This window comes from Modestobacter versicolor (genome assembly GCF_041028285.1).
GTDB lineage: Bacteria > Actinomycetota > Actinomycetes > Mycobacteriales > Geodermatophilaceae > Modestobacter > Modestobacter versicolor_A.
Genome location: NZ_JABGDB010000001.1, coordinates 65,994 through 81,614 on the forward strand (window position 1 = coordinate 65,994; position 15,621 = coordinate 81,614).

Below are 15,621 nucleotides of genomic sequence, written 5' to 3' on the forward strand. Positions count from 1 at the left end.
CGGGTGCCCGTCACGCTCGTCGTCACCGTCAGCCCCCGCCTCCCCGGGCTCCTCGCGGCCGCCGGCTGGCGCGCCGTGGGCGCCGCCCCGCTGGTGCTCGCGCTGCCCGGCGCCGCCGCGACCGCCGCCGCCCTGCGCGCCGAGGGGTGCCCGGTCACCGACGTCACCGACGTCAGCGGCACCGAGGGCGACACCGTCCTGCTCGCGACCGCCGACGAGGCGGCCGGCTGGCCGGACGTGCCCCGGGTCGACGGCGCGCCCGAGCCCGCCGGCGCCCGGCTGCTGGACGTCGTGACCGTGATGGACCGGCTGCGCTCGCCCGGCGGCTGCCCCTGGGACGCCGAGCAGACCCACGCGTCGCTGCGCGGCTACCTGCTGGAGGAGGCGCACGAGGCCTACGACGCGATCGTGGACGACGACGCGGCGGCGATGCGCGAGGAGCTCGGCGACGTGCTGCTGCAGGTCGTCTTCCACGCCCGGGTGGCCGCCGAGGCGGCCGACGGGCGCCGGTTCGACGTCGACGACGTCGCCGGGGACCTGGTCGACAAGCTGGTCCGTCGGCACCCGCACGTGTTCGCCGACGCCGGCCCCCGGGACGTCGCGCAGGTCGAGGCCGGGTGGGACGAGATCAAGAAGGCCGAGAAGCAGCGCCGCTCGCCGACCGAGGGGGTGTCGCGCTCGCAGCCGGCCGCCGCGTGGGGCGCCGCCCTGGCCCGCCGGGCCGCCCGCGCCGGGCTGCCCACCCCGCCCGCGGGGGAGCTGTCGGTGGACAGCCCCGAGGCGCTCGGCGAGCAGCTGCTCGGCGTGGTCGTCGCGGCCGCCGAGCGCGGCTGGGACGTCGAGGACGCGCTGCGCGAGGCGGTGCGCCGCTACGCCGGCGAGCTGGACGCCGCCGCCCACCAGGCGGGCTAGGCGCGGCCGGGCGCCCGCGGGTCGGACCCGAGCAGCTGCGGCACCCAGAAGAGCACCGCTGCCGACAGGGCGGTGGCGACCAGGAAGCCGCTGACCCCGCTGCTGTCGACGTAGGCCCAGAGCAGGCCCAGCACCGGCGCGACCAGCGGGGGGACGCCGTCGGCCCGCACCTGCCGGGCGAGGCCGACGTCGGGGGCCGTCGGGTCGACACCGGCCTGGCGCAGGTCGCCGCGGGGCTGGCGGTCCCGGACCCGGCCCGACGGCCACACCTCGGCGCCGTCGAGCACCGGCAGCACCAGCCGGTCCTGCGCCGGGTCGCCGCGCACCTCGACCCGGGTGCCCGGCACCAGCCGGTCCAGCTCCGGCCTCCAGTGCACCGGCACCCAGCGCAGCCCGGCGGTGGTGTCCAGCTCCAGCCAGCTGCGCACCAGCAGCCCCTGCCGGACGACGACGTGGGTGGCGGGGACGCGGACGGCGCGGCGGCCGCGCAGCCGGGGCCGGCCCAGCAGCCGGGCCGCCGTCAGCACGCTGCACACGACGAGCACCAGGACGACCGCGAAGAGCCCGAACAGCACGTCGCCGAGCGCGGCCGAGGCGGCGTCCCCGTCGGCGTGCACGGGCGACCCGTCCGGTGTGTCCGGGTCGTACCGCACGGTCAGCTCCGCGCCCACCGGCACGTCCAGCGGGCGGTCCAGCTCCACGGTGCCGGTGCGCTCGGCGCCGTTCCCGCCCGGGAAGGTGACGCCCAGCCCGCGGCCGTCCGGCGCGGTGCCGACCTCGGTGACGGTCGCCGTCGCGGTGGCCGTGGCGGCGTCCAGCGGCGCCCGGACGTCGCCCAGCCGCACGACCAGCACGACCAGCAGCACGACCGCCACCACGAGCACCGGCACCACGCCGAGCCACAGCTGGGCGACGGCGCGCCGGTGCGGCCGTGGCGTGGTGGGCGAGGACAGCGGCGTGGTCATCGCGGGCCATCGTCCCAGCTGGGCCGCGCCGTCCGGCCGCCGTGTGCCGACCCGTCGCCGCCGGGTGTCCCGCGGGGGCCGCCGGGCTGGCTAGGCTGCAGCCCGTGGCCAGCATCGATGCAGTAGGCGCGCGGGAGATCCTCGACTCGCGCGGAAACCCCACCGTCGAGGTCGAGGTGGCACTCGACGACGGGACGATCACCCGGGCCGCGGTGCCCAGCGGCGCCTCGACCGGCGCCTTCGAGGCGGTGGAGCTCCGGGACGGCGGTGAGCGCTACGGCGGCAAGGGCGTCACCCAGGCCGTCGACGGCGTCCTGGACGTCATCGGCCCCGAGCTCGTCGGCTTCGAGGCCTCCGAGCAGCGGCTGCTCGACCAGCGGCTGATCGACCTCGACGGCACCCCCGACAAGTCCCGGCTCGGCGCCAACGCGATCCTCGGCGTGAGCCTCGCCGTCGCCAAGGCCGCCGCGGAGTCCGCCGGCCTGCCGCTGTTCCGCTACGTCGGCGGCCCCTCGGCGCACCTGCTCCCGGTGCCGATGATGAACATCGTCAACGGTGGCGCCCACGCCGACAGCAACGTCGACGTCCAGGAGTTCATGATCGCCCCGATCGGCGCCGGCTCCTTCGCCGAGGCGCTGCAGGTCGGCACCGAGACCTACCACGCGCTCAAGGCCGTGCTGAAGAAGCGCGGGCTGTCCACCGGCCTGGGCGACGAGGGCGGGTTCGCCCCGTCGCTGCCCAGCAACCGCGACGCCCTGGACCTGATCGTGGAGGCCGTGCAGGCCGCCGGCTACACCGTCGGCACGGACATCGCCTTCGCCCTGGACGTCGCGGCCAGCGAGTTCCACGGCGCCGAGGGCTACGCCTTCGAGGGGTCGACGAAGTCGTCCGACGACCTCATCGAGTACTACACCGGCCTGGTCGACGCCTACCCGATCGTCTCCATCGAGGACCCGCTCGACGAGGAGGACTGGGACGGCTGGGTCGCCATGACCTCCGCCCTGGGCAACCGCGTGCAGCTCGTCGGCGACGACCTGTTCGTCACCAACCCCACGCGGCTGGCCGACGGCATCGCCCGCGGCGCGGCCAACGCGCTGCTGGTCAAGGTCAACCAGATCGGCACGCTCACCGAGACCCTCGACGCGGTCAACCTGGCCCACCGCAACGGCTACCGCTCGATGATGAGCCACCGGTCCGGCGAGACCGAGGACACCACGATCGCCGACCTCGCGGTCGCCACCGACTGCGGGCAGATCAAGACCGGCGCCCCGGCCCGCAGCGAGCGCGTGGCCAAGTACAACCAGCTGCTCCGGATCGAGGAGGAGCTCGACGACGCCGCCCGCTACGCCGGCGCCGCCGCGTTCCCGCGCCTCGCCCGCGGCTGACTCGGACCGTGAGCGAGCTCGCGAGCTCACCCATGTGCAGAGCAGCTCGGCGAACGGCTTCGACGAGCGCCAGCGAGGAGATGTCGTGAGCCAGGCCCGCCCGCGCCGCGGCAGGTCCGGTGGCAGCCGCCGCCGGACCCCGTCGCGGCCGGTGCGGGCCGGTGCGCGCGGCTCGGCCGACAGCCGTCCCGGACGGCGCACCACCCGGCGCCCGGCCCGCAGCGCCACCGCCCGGCGCGGGCCGCGCTTCACCGGCCAGGCCGTGCTGCTCGGCGCGCTGGTGCTGCTGCTGGCGCTCACCCTGGCCGGGCCGCTGCGCCAGTACGTGGCCGGCCGCCAGGAGCTCGCCGAGCTGGCCGCCGAGCAGGAGGCGCTCACCCAGCGAGCCGCCGAGCTGCAGTCCCAGCTGGACCGGCAGTCCGACCCGGCCTACATCTCCCAGGAGGCCCGGGAGCGGCTGACGATGGTGCTGCCCGGCGACCGGCTGATCATCGTCGGCGACGCCGGAGACCCGGGGGACACCGCCGACGCCCCGGCGCAGGACGCCCGGCAGTCCGGCGCGGTGCCCTGGTACGAGGCGCTGATCGGCTCGGTGGCCGCCGCCGACGGCGACCCCCCTGGCACCGACGACTAGCCCGCTGGCGGACACTCCTCGGGTGAGCAGTCCCGATCCCGCGCCGGTCCCGCCGCCGGTCACCGACGCCGAGCGGGCCGTCATCGCCCGTCAGCTCGGCCGCCCGCCGCGCGCCCTGGTCGGCGTCGCGCACCGCTGCCCGTGCGGTCAGCCCGACGTCGTCGAGACCTCGCCGCGGCTGGAGGACGGCACCCCGTTCCCCACGCTGTACTACCTGACCTGCCCCCGGGCGACCGCGGCGGCAAGCCGGCTGGAGTCGGCCGGCCGGATGCGCGTGTGGCAGGACGAGCTGGCCACCGACCCCGGGCTCGCGGCGGCCTACCGTGCGGCGCACGAGTCGTTCCTGGTCACCCGCGACGCCCGGGACGTGCTCCCCACCCGGGCCAGCGCCGGGGGCATGCCCGACCGGGTGAAGTGCCTGCACGCGCTGGCCGGCCACGCGCTCGCCGCCGGGCTGGGCGTCAACCCGATCGGGGACCGCGCGGTGGCCGAGATGGGGGAGTGGTGGGCCGCCGGCCCCTGCGCCCGGCCGTCGGCGCAGGACCCGGCGGACGTCCGGTCCGCGGACGACGCGGTGCCGGGCGCCCCGGGCGTGCGCGCGTGACCCGGGTCGCCGCCATCGACTGCGGCACCAACTCGATCCGGCTGCTGGTCGCCGACGTCCCGGCCGAGGGCGCGCACACCGACCTGCTCCGCCGGATGGAGGTCGTCCGGCTCGGCCAGGGCGTCGACGCCACCGGCCGGCTGGCCCCCGAGGCGATCGAGCGCACCCGGGTGGTGCTCGCCGAGTACGCCGCCCAGGCGCGGGAGCTCGGCGCCGAGCGGGTCCGGATGGTGGCCACCAGCGCCAGCCGGGACGCCGCCAACCGGGCCGACTTCGAGGCGATGGTGACCGCGACGCTGGGCCAGCTGCCCGACGTCGTCCCGGGCCTGGAGGAGGCGGAGCTGTCCTACCTGGGCGCGACCGCCTCGCTGGCCGCCGCTGCCGGGGTGCACGGCACCGAGCCGCCCCGGCCGCCGTTCCTGGTCGTCGACATCGGCGGCGGCTCGACCGAGTTCGTGCTCGGCGACGCCACCGGCGTGCGCGCGGCCCGCTCGGTGGACGTCGGCTGCGTGCGGCTCACCGAACGGCACCTGCACGGCGACCCGCCGCCGCCGGACGAGGTGCAGGCCGCCGAGGCCGACGTGCGGGCGGCCCTCGAGCTGGTCGCGGCCGACGTCCCGGTGCGGGAGGCGGCGACCCTGGTCGGGCTGGCCGGCTCGGTCACGACCGTGGCGGCGCTCGCGCTCGGCCTGCCCGCCTACGACCCGGTGGCCATCCACGGCTCGCGCATCCCGGTGGCCGCCGTCCGGTCGGTGACCGCCGGTCTGCTCAGCGCCACCCGGGCAAAGCGGGCCGCCCACCCCGTCATGCACCCGGGCCGGGTCGACGTCATCGGCGCCGGCGCCCTGGTGCTGCGGGTCGTCATGGACGCCTTCGACCTGGAGGATGTCGTGGTCAGCGAGCACGACATCCTCGACGGCATCGCGCTGCGGCTGGCGCGCTCCTAGGCGGCGCTGTCGGTGTTCACGCCGGGCGGCAGCTGCCCGGTGATCTTCTGGTACGCCGCCGCGGCGCCGCGGGCGGCGACCAGCCGGCCCGACGAGTACAGGACGCCGGACGCCGCGGCCCAGGCCAGCGCGTCGGGCCAGCTGACGCCGGGGGCGGCCGGGTTCTTCGGCGGCGGGTACCCGCGCACCTTGAGCCAGGCGGCGTCGGCGGCCTTCTTCACCACGATGCCGGTCGGGACCGCCATCCCCAGGCCGAGCGCCTTGTAGAGCAGGGGGGTCTTGACCTTCGGTGCCTTCGTCGTCTTCGCCACGGTGGCGATCATGCCCGCCTTGGGTGCGCGGGGGACGATCTGGTCTGCTGGGGCACGTGGCACGCGACGCCGACGGCTTCCCCGTCACCCGGACCGCGGGCGGGGTGCGGCGCGCGGCCGCCGGCACCCGCGAGCTGGCGGTGCTGGACGAGCGCATCTCCGGCTGCCGGGCGTGCCCGCGGCTGGTGGCCTGGCGGGAGGAGGTCGCCGAGGTCAAGCGGGCGTCCTTCCGCGCCGAGGAGTACTGGGGCCGGCCGGTGCCGGGGCTCGGGCCGGCCGACGCCCGGATCGCCGTCGTCGGCCTGGCGCCGGCCGCGCACGGCGGGAACCGGACCGGCCGGGTGTTCACCGGCGACCGCAGCGGCGACTGGATCTTCGCCGCGCTCTGGCGGGCCGGGCTGGCCAACCAGCCCACCTCGGTGGCGAAGGACGACGGGCTGGAGCTCACCGCCGTCCGGGTCTGCGCCGCGGTGCGCTGCGCCCCGCCGGCCAACGCGCCCACCCCGGACGAGCGGGACACCTGCTCGCCGTGGCTGGCCCGCGAGCTGGCGCTGCTGCCGCGGCTGCGGGCGGTCGTCGTCCTGGGCGGGTTCGGCTGGACGGCGCTGTGGCCGGTGCTCGGTGCGGCCGGGTACGCGCTGCCCCGGCCGCGGCCGGCGTTCGGCCACGGGGTCGAGGTGACCCTCACCGGTCCGGCCGGCCCGCTGACCCTGCTGGGCAGCTACCACGTGAGCCAGCAGAACACCTTCACCGGCCGGCTGACCGAGCCGATGCTGGACGCCGTGCTGCACCGGGCGACGGAGCTGGCAAGCTCAGGCAGCTGACGCCCCCGTAGCCCAATCGGCAGAGGCAGGCCCCTTAAAAGGGTCCCAGTGTCGGTTCGATCCCGACCGGGGGCACACCCGTCCGGGTGGTCGTGGCCCGGTGGGAACTCGCCGGGCCCACCCGGCGTTGGACCGGACAGCGTGGGGTGCGAGAGGCTGTGCCCCACGGACCGACCAGTCACCTCGAGGAGATGACGATGCCCAGCAGCAACCCGGCCTTCAGTCGGGGCTTCCCCGCGGCCGGCAGCCAGTCCGGCAGCTGGGGCGCAGGCCCGCAGCAGACGTACGGCGGCGCACCCGCCCAGTACGACCCGTACTCGGCGCCGACCCCGTACGCGGCCACCGACCGCGCCTACATGACGATGGACGACGTCGTCACCAAGACCGGCATCAGCTTCCTGGTGACGGTCGTGTCCGCCGCCGTGACCTGGGCCGTGCTGCCCGAGTCGCTGGCGTGGGGCCTGGCCCTCCCGGCCGTCCTGGTCGCCTTCGTCCTCGGCCTGGTGATCTCGTTCAAGCAGATCGCCAACCCGGTGGCGACGCTGGCCTACGGGGTCCTCTACGGCATCGCGCTCGGCGCGATCAGCGAGGCCTTCAACGACATCTACCCGGGCATCGTCATGCAGGCCCTGATCGGCACGTTCGGCGTCTTCGCCGGCATGCTGGTGGTCTACAAGACCGGCGCCATCCGGGTCACGCCGAAGCTCACCCGCTGGGTCGTTGGTGCCGCCGTCGGCGCGCTCGTGCTGCTGCTGGTCAACTTCCTGGTCGGCATGTTCACCACCGGCGACCCGCTGAACCTGCGGGACGGCGGCCCGGTCGCGATCGGCTTCAGCCTGCTGATGATCGGCATCGCGGCGTTCATGCTGCTGCTGGACTTCGACGCTGCCGACGAGGCCATCCGCCGCGGCGTCGCGCCGAAGTTCGCCTGGTACATCGCCTTCGGCCTGCTCGTCACGGTCATCTGGCTGTACATCGAGATCCTGCGGCTGCTGAGCTACTTCCGCGAGTAACCGCACCCCTGCACCACATGACCGTGGCCCGGTCCCCGCGAGGGGGTCGGGCCACGGTCATGTGCGGGGTCGGACGGCCGTTGATCATCGGCATCCGGCGGTGCCCGGCGGCGTGCCGGCAGCCGGATGCCGATGATCAACGGCAGCGGGGGCGGAACCGCTAGCTCAGGCGCTCGAGGACCATCGCCATGCCCTGGCCGCCGCCGACGCACATCGTCTCCAGGCCGAACTGGCCGTCGCGGGCGCGCAGGCCGTTGAGCAGGGTGCCGGTGATCCGGGCGCCGGTCATGCCGAAGGGGTGGCCGACGGCGATCGCGCCGCCGTGCACGTTCAGCTTGTCGATGTCGATGCCCAGGTCGCGGTAGCTGGGGATGACCTGCGCCGCGAAGGCCTCGTTGATCTCCACCAGGTCCATGTCGCCGATGGACATGCCGGCGCGGGCGAGCGCCTGGTTCGTGGCCTCGACCGGGCCGTAGCCCATGATCTCCGGCGACAGGCCGGTGACGCCGGTGGACACGATCCGGGCCAGCGGGGTGATCCCGAGCTCGCGGGCCTTGGTGTCGCTCATGACCACCAGGGCGGCAGCGCCGTCGTTGAGCGGGCAGGCGTTGCCCGCGGTGACCCGGCCGTCGGGGCGGAAGACCGGCTTGAGGCCGGCGATGCCCTCGAGGGTGGTGCCGGCGCGCGGGCCGTCGTCGGTGCTGACCACGGTGCCGTCGGGGGTGGTGACCGGGGTGATCTCGTCAGCCCAGAAGCCGCTGGCGATGGCCTGCTCGGCCAGGTTCTGGCTGCGCACGGCGAACTCGTCCATCTCGGCGCGGGAGACGTCCTTGACCAGCGCCAGGTTCTCCGCGGTCTGCCCCATGGAGATGTAGGCGTCGGGCAGCTCGCCGTCCTCGCGCGGGTCGCGCCAGGAGTCAGCGCCGCTCTCCGCGGCCTTGGCCACCTTGGCGGCGGCGGCCTCGAAGCGCGGGTTCTGGGTGTCCGGGATGGCGTCGGAGTTGCCCTTGACGAAGCGGGACACCATCTCCACGCCGGCGGAGATGAACACGTCGCCCTCGCCGGCCTTGATCGCGTGCAGCGCCATCCGGGTGGTCTGCAGCGAGGAGGAGCAGTAGCGGGTGACCGTCGTCCCGGGCAGGTGGTCCATGCCCATCAGGACGGCGACGATCCGACCCATGTTGTAGCCCTGCTCGCCGCCGGGCAGGCCGCAGCCGAGCATCAGGTCGTCGATGTCGGTGGGGTCGAGCTGCGGCACCTGGTCCAGGGCGGCGCGGGTGATGGTGGCGGCCAGGTCGTCGGGCCGCAGGTCCTTCAGCGACCCCTTGAACGCGCGGCCGATGGGGGAGCGGGCGGCGGCGACGATGACGGCTTCGGGCATGGTGTCCTCCACGATGAGGCGCGCCACCCGCGGGCGGCGACGGACGTCGGGTCGTCCTCAAGCTACCCCCGGGTAGGTCGGACCCTCGCGGGCGCGGCGCACCGGCTCAGGAGGAGACGGGAGTGCGCGCGGCCTCCTCGGCCTGCTCGACCGGGGGGATCTCGACCGGGCGCCGCCGGCGCAGCCGTGCCCACGGTCCGCGGGGCCCGCTCTCCGCCCCGCGCACCTCGGTCGGCTGCACCTCGGTGCCGGTGCGCCCGGCCGCCTTGGCCGCGGCCCGGGCGACCGGGCGGACGGTGTCCCGGCGCAGCCGCAGGCCGCGGTCGGCCGCCGCGGGCCAGACCCCCAGCGAGTCGGCGATCGAGGGGAGCAGCGACGCGGCGGCAGCGGCGTAGCCGGCGGCCGAGGGGTGGAACTCGTCGGTGCTGAACAGCTCGCGGTCGGTGGCGAAGGAGGGGCCGAGCACCGAGCCCAGGGACACGGTGCGGCCGCCCTCGGCGACGACGGCGATGGTCTGGGCGGCGGCCAGCTGGCGGCTCCACCGGCGGGCCAGGACCCGCAGCGGCTGGGCGATCGGCCGGACGGTGCCCAGGTCCGGGCAGGTGCCGACGACGACCTGGCAGTCCGCGGCGATCAGCGCGCGCACCGCCTCGGCGAGCGCCCGGACGGACTCCGCGGGGCGGGCCCGGCTGGTGACGTCGTTGGCGCCGATCATGATCAGGGCGACCTGCGGGTGCTCGGGCAGCGCCTGCTCGACCTGGCCGGCGAGGTCCCGGGACACCGCGCCGGACCGGGCGAACTTGACCAGCCGGACGGGGCGCTCGGCCAGCTCGGCCAGCGCCGAGGCGATGAGCACGCCGGGGGTGCCGCCGGCGTGGTCCACGCCCAGCCCGACGGCGCTGGAGTCGCCCAGCACCGCGAAGACGATCGGCTTGCCGCGGCCGCGCCCGTAGACGCCGTTGCCGGTGGGCGGGTCGGCCTGCGCACGGTTCGCGATCACCCGGCGGCGGGCGGCCCGGGCCTCCTCGCGCAGGAGGGTCACCAGGGCGGCCCCGGCCAGGCCCACGCCGCCACCGCCGTAGGCGGCGGCGGTCGCCAGCCGCCGCGCCCTGCTCGCTCGCGTCACCCGGCCCGTCCTCTCCTCCGGCTCGCCGGCCGCGTCCGGCGGGCGGGAGCTGATCTTCAGGCTAGCCACCCCCTACCGTGGGCTCGTGGCCGACCGGACTCCCCTCACCCCTGCTGGCGAGAACCCCGACGGCGTGCAGCGCCAGCAGCAGATCGTCGACGTGCTCGTCGACGCGTTCTCGGCGCTGATGTCGGCCGACGCCGACGCCTTCCGCACCAAGTTCCGCAAGATGGCGGCCGACCCGTTCGCCTTCTACCGGGGGTCCGCCTGCCTGTTCTACGCGGACATGGCGACCACGGAGGACCCGTGGAGTGACGAGCGGACGTCGCGGGTGTGGATCCAGGGTGACCTGCACGCCGAGAACTTCGGCACCTACATGGACGGCGCCGGGCGGATCGTCTTCGACGTGAACGACTTCGACGAGGCCTACCTGGGCCACGTCAGCTGGGACCTGCGCCGGTTCGCGGCCAGCTTCGCCCTGCTCGCCTGGCGCAAGGCGTTCGCCGACGACGTCATCGCCGAGATGCTCGGCACCTACCTGGGCGCGTACCTGGACCAGATCGAGGCGTTCACCCGTGACGACGACGACCGGTCGTTCGCGCTGGTCCGGGAGAACACCGAGGGGGCGGTGCACGACGTCGTCCTGGCGACCACCGCGCGCACCCGGCTGGACCTGCTCGGCCGGCTCACCGTGGTGGAGGGGTACGAGCGGCGGTTCGCCGACGGGCCGCGGAACCGGAAGCTGGACGACGCGGAGCGGGCCGAGGTGCTGCGCGCCGTCGACCGGTACCGGGAGACCGTGCACCCGCCGCGCCGGCGGCGGGACGTCGCCTACGACGTGAAGGACGTCGTCGGCACGGGCGGGTTCGGGATCGGCAGCGCCGGGCTGCCGGCCTACAACGTGCTGCTCGAGGGGTACGACCAGGCGCTGGAGAACGACGTCGTGCTGTCGGTCAAGCAGGGCAACGTGCCCGCGCCCAGCCGCATCGTCGACGACCCGGACATCCGGGCCTACTTCGAGCACGAGGGCCACCGCACCGCCGTCAGCCAGCGGGCGCTGCAGGCCAACGCCTCGCAGTTCCTCGGGCACACCGAGATCGGCGGGGTGGGCTTCGTGGTGGCCGAGCTGTCGCCCTACGAGGTCGACCTGGACTGGGACGACCTCACCGAGCCGGACGAGATCGGCCCGGTGCTCACCCAGCTCGGTCGGGCGACGGCCAAGCTGCACTGCGTCGGGGACGCCGACAGCGACCACACCCTGGTGCCGTTCCAGACCGAGGAGGCGATCACCACGATGATCGGGGACCGGCGCGAGGAGTTCGTCGCCGACCTCGTCGACTTCGCCCACCAGTACGCCCGGCGCACCCGCGAGGACCACCGGCTCTTCGTCGACGCGTTCCGGGCCGGTCAGATCCCCGGCATCAGCTCGAGCGGAGCCCAGCCCCTCACCTGATGGGCAGCTCGATCAGCATCCCGACGTGCGGGCCGACCGGGCGCAGGTCGTACTCCGCGGTGACGATCGTGAAGCCGATCCGCTGGTAGAAGCCGACCGCGGCCTTGCGGGCGTCGCACCACACCAGGTCGCCGCCGCGGGCCTGCACCCGGGTGAGGCCGGCGGCGACCAGCGCCCGGCCGACGCCCAGCCCGCGGACCCGCGGGTCGGTGGCCATGCCGCGCAGCTGCCAGGAGCCCTCGCCCTCCCGCCAGGGGCAGTCCCGCGGGTGGAAGCGGACGACGCCGACCACCTCGTCGCCGTCCAGCCGGGCGGCCAGGTGCAGCGCGTACGGGGCGTCGTCCCCGTCGATCTCCACCGGGCGGCCCTGCCGGAGCTCCTGGGCGCGGAGGGCGTACGTCGCCGGGGCGTCGACCTGCTCGATGGTGATCGTCCCCGCGCCCGGCTCGCTGCTCACGGCGTCCATCTTCCTCGCGCCGCCCCCGCGCTTGGATCAGGTCCCCTGATCAGAGGCCGTCCTCCCGCACCTGCGTTGCTGCGGGAGGACGCCCGTTGATCAGGGGACCTGATCGAAGACCCGCCGTCAGCGGCCGCGGCCACCCCGGCGGACCCGGAGGTAGTCGGCCACGACGTACTCGCCCAGCCGGTCGCTGTCGGGCTGGAACACCCGCCCGCCGGCGCGGGCGGTGATGTCGTGCACGAACTCGACCAGTGCCGGCTCCGGGTCCAGCGCGAACACGTTGAGCGTGGCGCCCGACCGGGCCACCCGCTCCACCTCGGCCACCGTCCGGGCGATCGTCTCCGGCATGGGCGGCCAGCAGAAGTACGGCGTCCCGTCGTCCTCCAGGTGCGCGGTGGGCTCGCCGTCGGTGACCACCAGGACCACCGGCTCGGCGTCCCGGTGCCGGCCGAGGAAGCGGCGGGCCAGCATCAGGCCGTGCTGCAGGTTGGTGCCTTGCAGGGTGTCGACGCTCAGCTCGGCCAGCGTCTCCGGCCGCAGCACCTGCGCGGTCGAGGAGAAGCCGATGATCTCGATCGCGTCCTGCGGGAACCGGGTGGTCACCAGCGAGTGCAGCGCCATCGCGGTCGACTTCGCCGCACCCCACGTGCCGCGCAGCGCCATCGAGTAGGAGAGGTCGACCAGCAGCGCCACGGCCGCGCCGGTGCGCCGCTCGGTCTCCACGACCTCGAAGTCCTCCACCGCGATGCGCACCTGCCGCTGCCCGTCGGCCCGCGGGGTGCCCGCCGTCCGGAGCACTGCGTTGCGCACCGTCCGGACGACGTCCAGCGGCTGCTCGTCGCCGAACCGCCACTCCCGTGAGGCGCCGGTGAGCTCGCCCGCCGACCCGGCGTCCGCGACGTCGTGCTCCCCGCGGCCGGTGGCGTCGAGCTGGGCGAACACCCGGCGCAGCGCCGTGGCGCCCAGCCGCCGCACCGCCTTGGGCGACAGCTGCAGGGCGCCGTCGGAGCGCTGCAGGTAGCCCTGCCGCTCGAGCTCGCGCTCCAGCCGGCGCAGCGCGGCGAGGTCGTCGACGGCGGAGCGGCCCAGCGCCTGCTCCAGCAGCTCCTCGTCGACGTCGGCCAGCGACGCCCCCGCGTAGCCCTGGGACAGCTGCTGGGACAGCGACTCCAGGTCGGCCAGCTCGGCCACCGCCGTCGTCGCGTCACCCAGGCCGAGCGGCTGCTCGCCGTCGGGCACCGGACCCCGCTGCCCCCAGGGCAGGTCCGGGCGGGCCTGCCGGAGCGCGTCGGACAGGTGCGCCATCTCGCTCTGCAGGCCCAGGTCGCCCATCGCCTGGCCCATCAGGTCCTGCAGCTCGGCGCGCTGCTCGGCGGACAACCCGGCCATCATCCGTTCCTGCGCCGCCGCCCGGCGGGCGAGGGAGTCGATCAGCTCCTCCACCGTCTGGGGGTCGTCGGGGAAGAACTGCCCGTGCTTGCGCATGAAGTCGGCGAACTGCTGGTCGGTGTCCTCGCCGCGGTTGTGCGCGTCGACCAGCGCGGACAGGTCGGCGACCATGTCCTTGACCGCCTGCATCGCGGCTCCGTCGCCGTCCTGCATCTGCTGCAGCGCCTGCTTCATCCCCTGGAAGTTGCTGTCGAGCACCTCCTGGCGCAGCAGGTCCTGGATCTGCTGGTAGGCCTGCGCCGCCTCCGGGGACCGCCACTGGTGGTCCTTGAGCGCGCGGACGGCCCCGGCGGTGTCCTGCGGCAGGCCGTCGAGCTCGGCCTCGGCCAGCCGGGCGGCGTCGTCCGGGTCGGGGAAGAGCGCGCCGCGCTCGGCCTCCACCGCCTGGTCCAGCAGCTCTCGCACCTGCTCCAGCGTGCCGTCCATCCGGCCGGCCTGCCGCGCCTCGCGCAGCCGGTCGCGGACCGACCGGCGCAGGGCGTCCAGCCCGCGCCGGCCGTCGATGCCGCGGCGCAGCAGGTCGCGCATCGCCTCGCGCACCCCGCTGCCGGCCAGGACCTGGTCGCCGATCTCGTCGACGGCGGCCGCGACGTCGTAGGGCGGGGCCAGCGGGTCGGGCCCGCCGCGCCACTGGCCGTACCGGTAGCCCCTCGGGCGGCGTCCGGTCACGTCAGGCCCCGTACACCGTGCGGGAGCCGTCGGTGTCCTTGGCCAGCCGGCGGGTGAGGTACAGCCCCTCCAGCGCGAACTCGACCGCGGCGGCGGCCTGCTCGGCGGACTGCTCGCCCTCCGGCACGCCGAGCCGGCCGAGCAGCTGGGCCAGGTGCGGGATGGTGCCGAGCTGGCCGAGCAGCGCCGCGGCCGGGACCAGGTCGCCGGACTCGACGGTGTCGCCGCCGGAGAAGTGCTCCTGCAGGCCGGTCAGGTCCAGCCCGCCGCAGCGGGCCCGGAAGGTCTGCGCGGTGGCCTGCCGGAGCAGGTGCTCCAGCACCTCGAGGTCGCGGTCGTCGTCGTTGTCGCTGCCGGCGTCGGCGAACTCCACCTTGCCGCGGCTGGCCGGTACGATGCTCGGCAGGTCGACGACCCGGGCCACCGGCCGCGGCTCCCCGGCCACCGCGGCCCGGCGGACGGCGGAGGCGGCCAGCGTCTCCAGCCCGGCGATGGCGAACCGCGCGCTGACGCCGGACCGCTGGTCGACGTGGCTGGACTCGCGGACCAGCCGGGTGAACCGGGCGACGATCTCGACCAGGTGCTCGGGCACCAGCGGGGCGTCGAAGCCGGCGCCGGTGGGCCAGCTGGTCTGCGCCTCCTGGTGCAGCAGCCGGACCTCGTCGGCGAGCTCGATCGGGTAGTGGGTGCGCACCTCGGCGCCGAACCGGTCCTTGAGCGGGGTGATGATCCGCCCGCGGTTGGTGTAGTCCTCGGGGTTGGCGCTGGCCACCAGCAGCAGGTCCAGCGGCAGCCGCACCCGGTAGCCGCGGATCTGGATGTCGCGCTCCTCGAGCACGTTGAGCAACGCCACCTGGATGCGCTCGGCGAGGTCGGGCAGCTCGTTGACGCTGAAGATCCCGCGGTTGGTGCGCGGCACCAGGCCGTAGTGCACCGTCTCCGGGTCGCCCAGGGTGCGGCCCTCGGCGACCTTGATCGGGTCGACGTCGCCGATCAGGTCACCGACGCTGGTGTCCGGGGTGGCCAGCTTCTCCCCGAACCGGTCGCTGCGGTGCAGCCAGCCGACGGGGGTCGCGTCGCCGTGCTCGGCGACCTGGCGGTGGCCCCAGACGCTGATCGGCTGCAGCGGGTGCTCGTTGAGCTCGCTGCCGACCAGCACCGGCGTCCACTCGTCGAGCAGGCCGACGAGGGTGCGGATCAGCCGGGTCTTGCCCTGGCCGCGCTCGCCGAGCAGGACCAGGTCGTGCCCGGCGATGAGCGCGCGCTCGACCTCCGGGACGACGGTGTCCTCGAAGCCGACGATGCCCGGCAGGGTCGGCTCCCCGGCGGCGAGCCGGGCGAGCAGGTTGGCGCGGATCTCGGCCTTGACGGGCTTGGGGGCGGCCCCGCTGTCGCGGAGCTCACCGAGGGTCGTGGGAGCGGGAGGGGTGGGGGACTGCGAGGTCCCCAGCGGTGCGGCGTCCGTCACCTCGACCACGGTACGACGGG

Annotated in this window: 15 protein-coding genes and 1 tRNA gene; 9 read left to right on the plus strand and 7 right to left on the minus strand. The window is 75.3% G+C overall.

Going from position 1 to position 15,621, the window contains the following annotated elements; all coding sequences use genetic code 11:
• The first annotated feature begins 3 nt into the window (after positions 1-3).
• Entirely contained in the window at positions 4-912 is a 909-nt protein-coding gene (locus HL054_RS00320) for a MazG family protein (RefSeq protein WP_369136687.1), read from the plus strand.
• Here the strand turns inward: HL054_RS00320 and HL054_RS00325 are convergent.
• Positions 909-1,877 carry a DUF3592 domain-containing protein gene (locus HL054_RS00325; protein ID WP_369136688.1) on the minus strand — a complete coding sequence of 323 codons (969 nt, stop codon included), beginning with the start codon at positions 1,875-1,877 and terminating at the stop codon, positions 909-911. The genes HL054_RS00320 and HL054_RS00325 overlap by 4 nt on opposite strands.
• Before the next feature lie 104 nt (positions 1,878-1,981).
• Between HL054_RS00325 and eno the strand changes: the two genes are divergently transcribed.
• The 4 genes from eno (at position 1,982) to HL054_RS00345 (ending at position 5,447) form a co-directional block, all read left to right on the plus strand.
• Positions 1,982-3,262, plus strand: coding sequence for a phosphopyruvate hydratase (eno, locus tag HL054_RS00330; RefSeq protein ID WP_369136689.1), 1,281 nt, complete (start codon positions 1,982-1,984; stop codon positions 3,260-3,262).
• An 85-nt stretch (positions 3,263-3,347) separates the two neighbouring features.
• Positions 3,348-3,896, plus strand: a complete 549-nt coding sequence (locus tag HL054_RS00335; protein ID WP_369136690.1) for an FtsB family cell division protein — start codon at positions 3,348-3,350, stop codon at positions 3,894-3,896.
• A 22-nt stretch (positions 3,897-3,918) separates the two neighbouring features.
• A complete protein-coding gene (locus HL054_RS00340) occupies positions 3,919-4,500 on the plus strand; it encodes a DUF501 domain-containing protein (RefSeq protein WP_369136691.1) in 582 nt (193 codons plus the stop codon).
• Positions 4,497-5,447, plus strand: coding sequence for a Ppx/GppA phosphatase family protein (locus HL054_RS00345; RefSeq protein WP_369136692.1), 951 nt, complete (start codon positions 4,497-4,499; stop codon positions 5,445-5,447). The genes HL054_RS00340 and HL054_RS00345 overlap by 4 nt, the downstream gene beginning before the upstream one ends.
• Here the strand turns inward: HL054_RS00345 and HL054_RS00350 are convergent.
• Positions 5,444-5,770 (minus strand): DUF4235 domain-containing protein, encoded by a 327-nt coding sequence (locus HL054_RS00350; protein ID WP_369136693.1) that lies wholly within the window; start codon positions 5,768-5,770, stop codon positions 5,444-5,446. The two genes, HL054_RS00345 and HL054_RS00350, sit on opposite strands and share 4 nt — an antisense overlap.
• 44 nt (positions 5,771-5,814) lie before the next feature.
• Between HL054_RS00350 and HL054_RS00355 the strand changes: the two genes are divergently transcribed.
• The 3 genes from HL054_RS00355 (at position 5,815) to HL054_RS00365 (ending at position 7,595) form a co-directional block, all read left to right on the plus strand.
• Positions 5,815-6,582, plus strand: coding sequence for a uracil-DNA glycosylase (locus tag HL054_RS00355; protein WP_369136694.1), 768 nt, complete (start codon positions 5,815-5,817; stop codon positions 6,580-6,582).
• Between the two features lies 1 nt (position 6,583).
• A tRNA-Leu gene (locus HL054_RS00360) sits at positions 6,584-6,657 on the plus strand.
• 122 nt (positions 6,658-6,779) lie between these two features.
• Positions 6,780-7,595, plus strand: a complete 816-nt coding sequence (locus HL054_RS00365) for a Bax inhibitor-1/YccA family protein (RefSeq protein WP_369136695.1) — start codon at positions 6,780-6,782, stop codon at positions 7,593-7,595.
• Positions 7,596-7,755: 160 nt separating this feature from the next.
• Here the strand turns inward: HL054_RS00365 and HL054_RS00370 are convergent, their stop codons facing one another.
• Positions 7,756-8,976, minus strand: coding sequence for an acetyl-CoA C-acetyltransferase (locus HL054_RS00370; protein ID WP_369136696.1), 1,221 nt, complete (start codon positions 8,974-8,976; stop codon positions 7,756-7,758).
• Between the two features lie 106 nt (positions 8,977-9,082).
• The gene (locus HL054_RS00375; protein WP_369136697.1) at positions 9,083-10,102 is read right to left on the minus strand and encodes an SGNH/GDSL hydrolase family protein; all 1,020 of its coding nucleotides are present in this window, start codon (positions 10,100-10,102) and stop codon (positions 9,083-9,085) included.
• Positions 10,103-10,187: 85 nt separating this feature from the next.
• Here HL054_RS00375 and HL054_RS00380 point away from each other — a divergent pair, with 85 nt between their 5' ends.
• Positions 10,188-11,555 (plus strand): DUF2252 domain-containing protein, encoded by a 1,368-nt coding sequence (locus tag HL054_RS00380; RefSeq protein ID WP_369136698.1) that lies wholly within the window; start codon positions 10,188-10,190, stop codon positions 11,553-11,555.
• On the opposite strand, the gene HL054_RS00385 is transcribed toward HL054_RS00380, so the two are convergent.
• The 3 genes from HL054_RS00385 to HL054_RS00395 form a co-directional block, all read right to left on the minus strand.
• Positions 11,548-12,012, minus strand: a complete 465-nt coding sequence (locus HL054_RS00385) for a GNAT family N-acetyltransferase (RefSeq protein WP_369136699.1) — start codon at positions 12,010-12,012, stop codon at positions 11,548-11,550. The two genes, HL054_RS00380 and HL054_RS00385, sit on opposite strands and share 8 nt — an antisense overlap.
• Before the next feature lie 126 nt (positions 12,013-12,138).
• Positions 12,139-14,133, minus strand: a complete 1,995-nt coding sequence (locus HL054_RS00390; protein ID WP_369136700.1) for a VWA domain-containing protein — start codon at positions 14,131-14,133, stop codon at positions 12,139-12,141.
• Between the two features lies 1 nt (position 14,134).
• Positions 14,135-15,601 (minus strand): sigma 54-interacting transcriptional regulator, encoded by a 1,467-nt coding sequence (locus HL054_RS00395; protein WP_369136701.1) that lies wholly within the window; start codon positions 15,599-15,601, stop codon positions 14,135-14,137.
• Positions 15,602-15,621 lie beyond the last annotated feature (20 nt).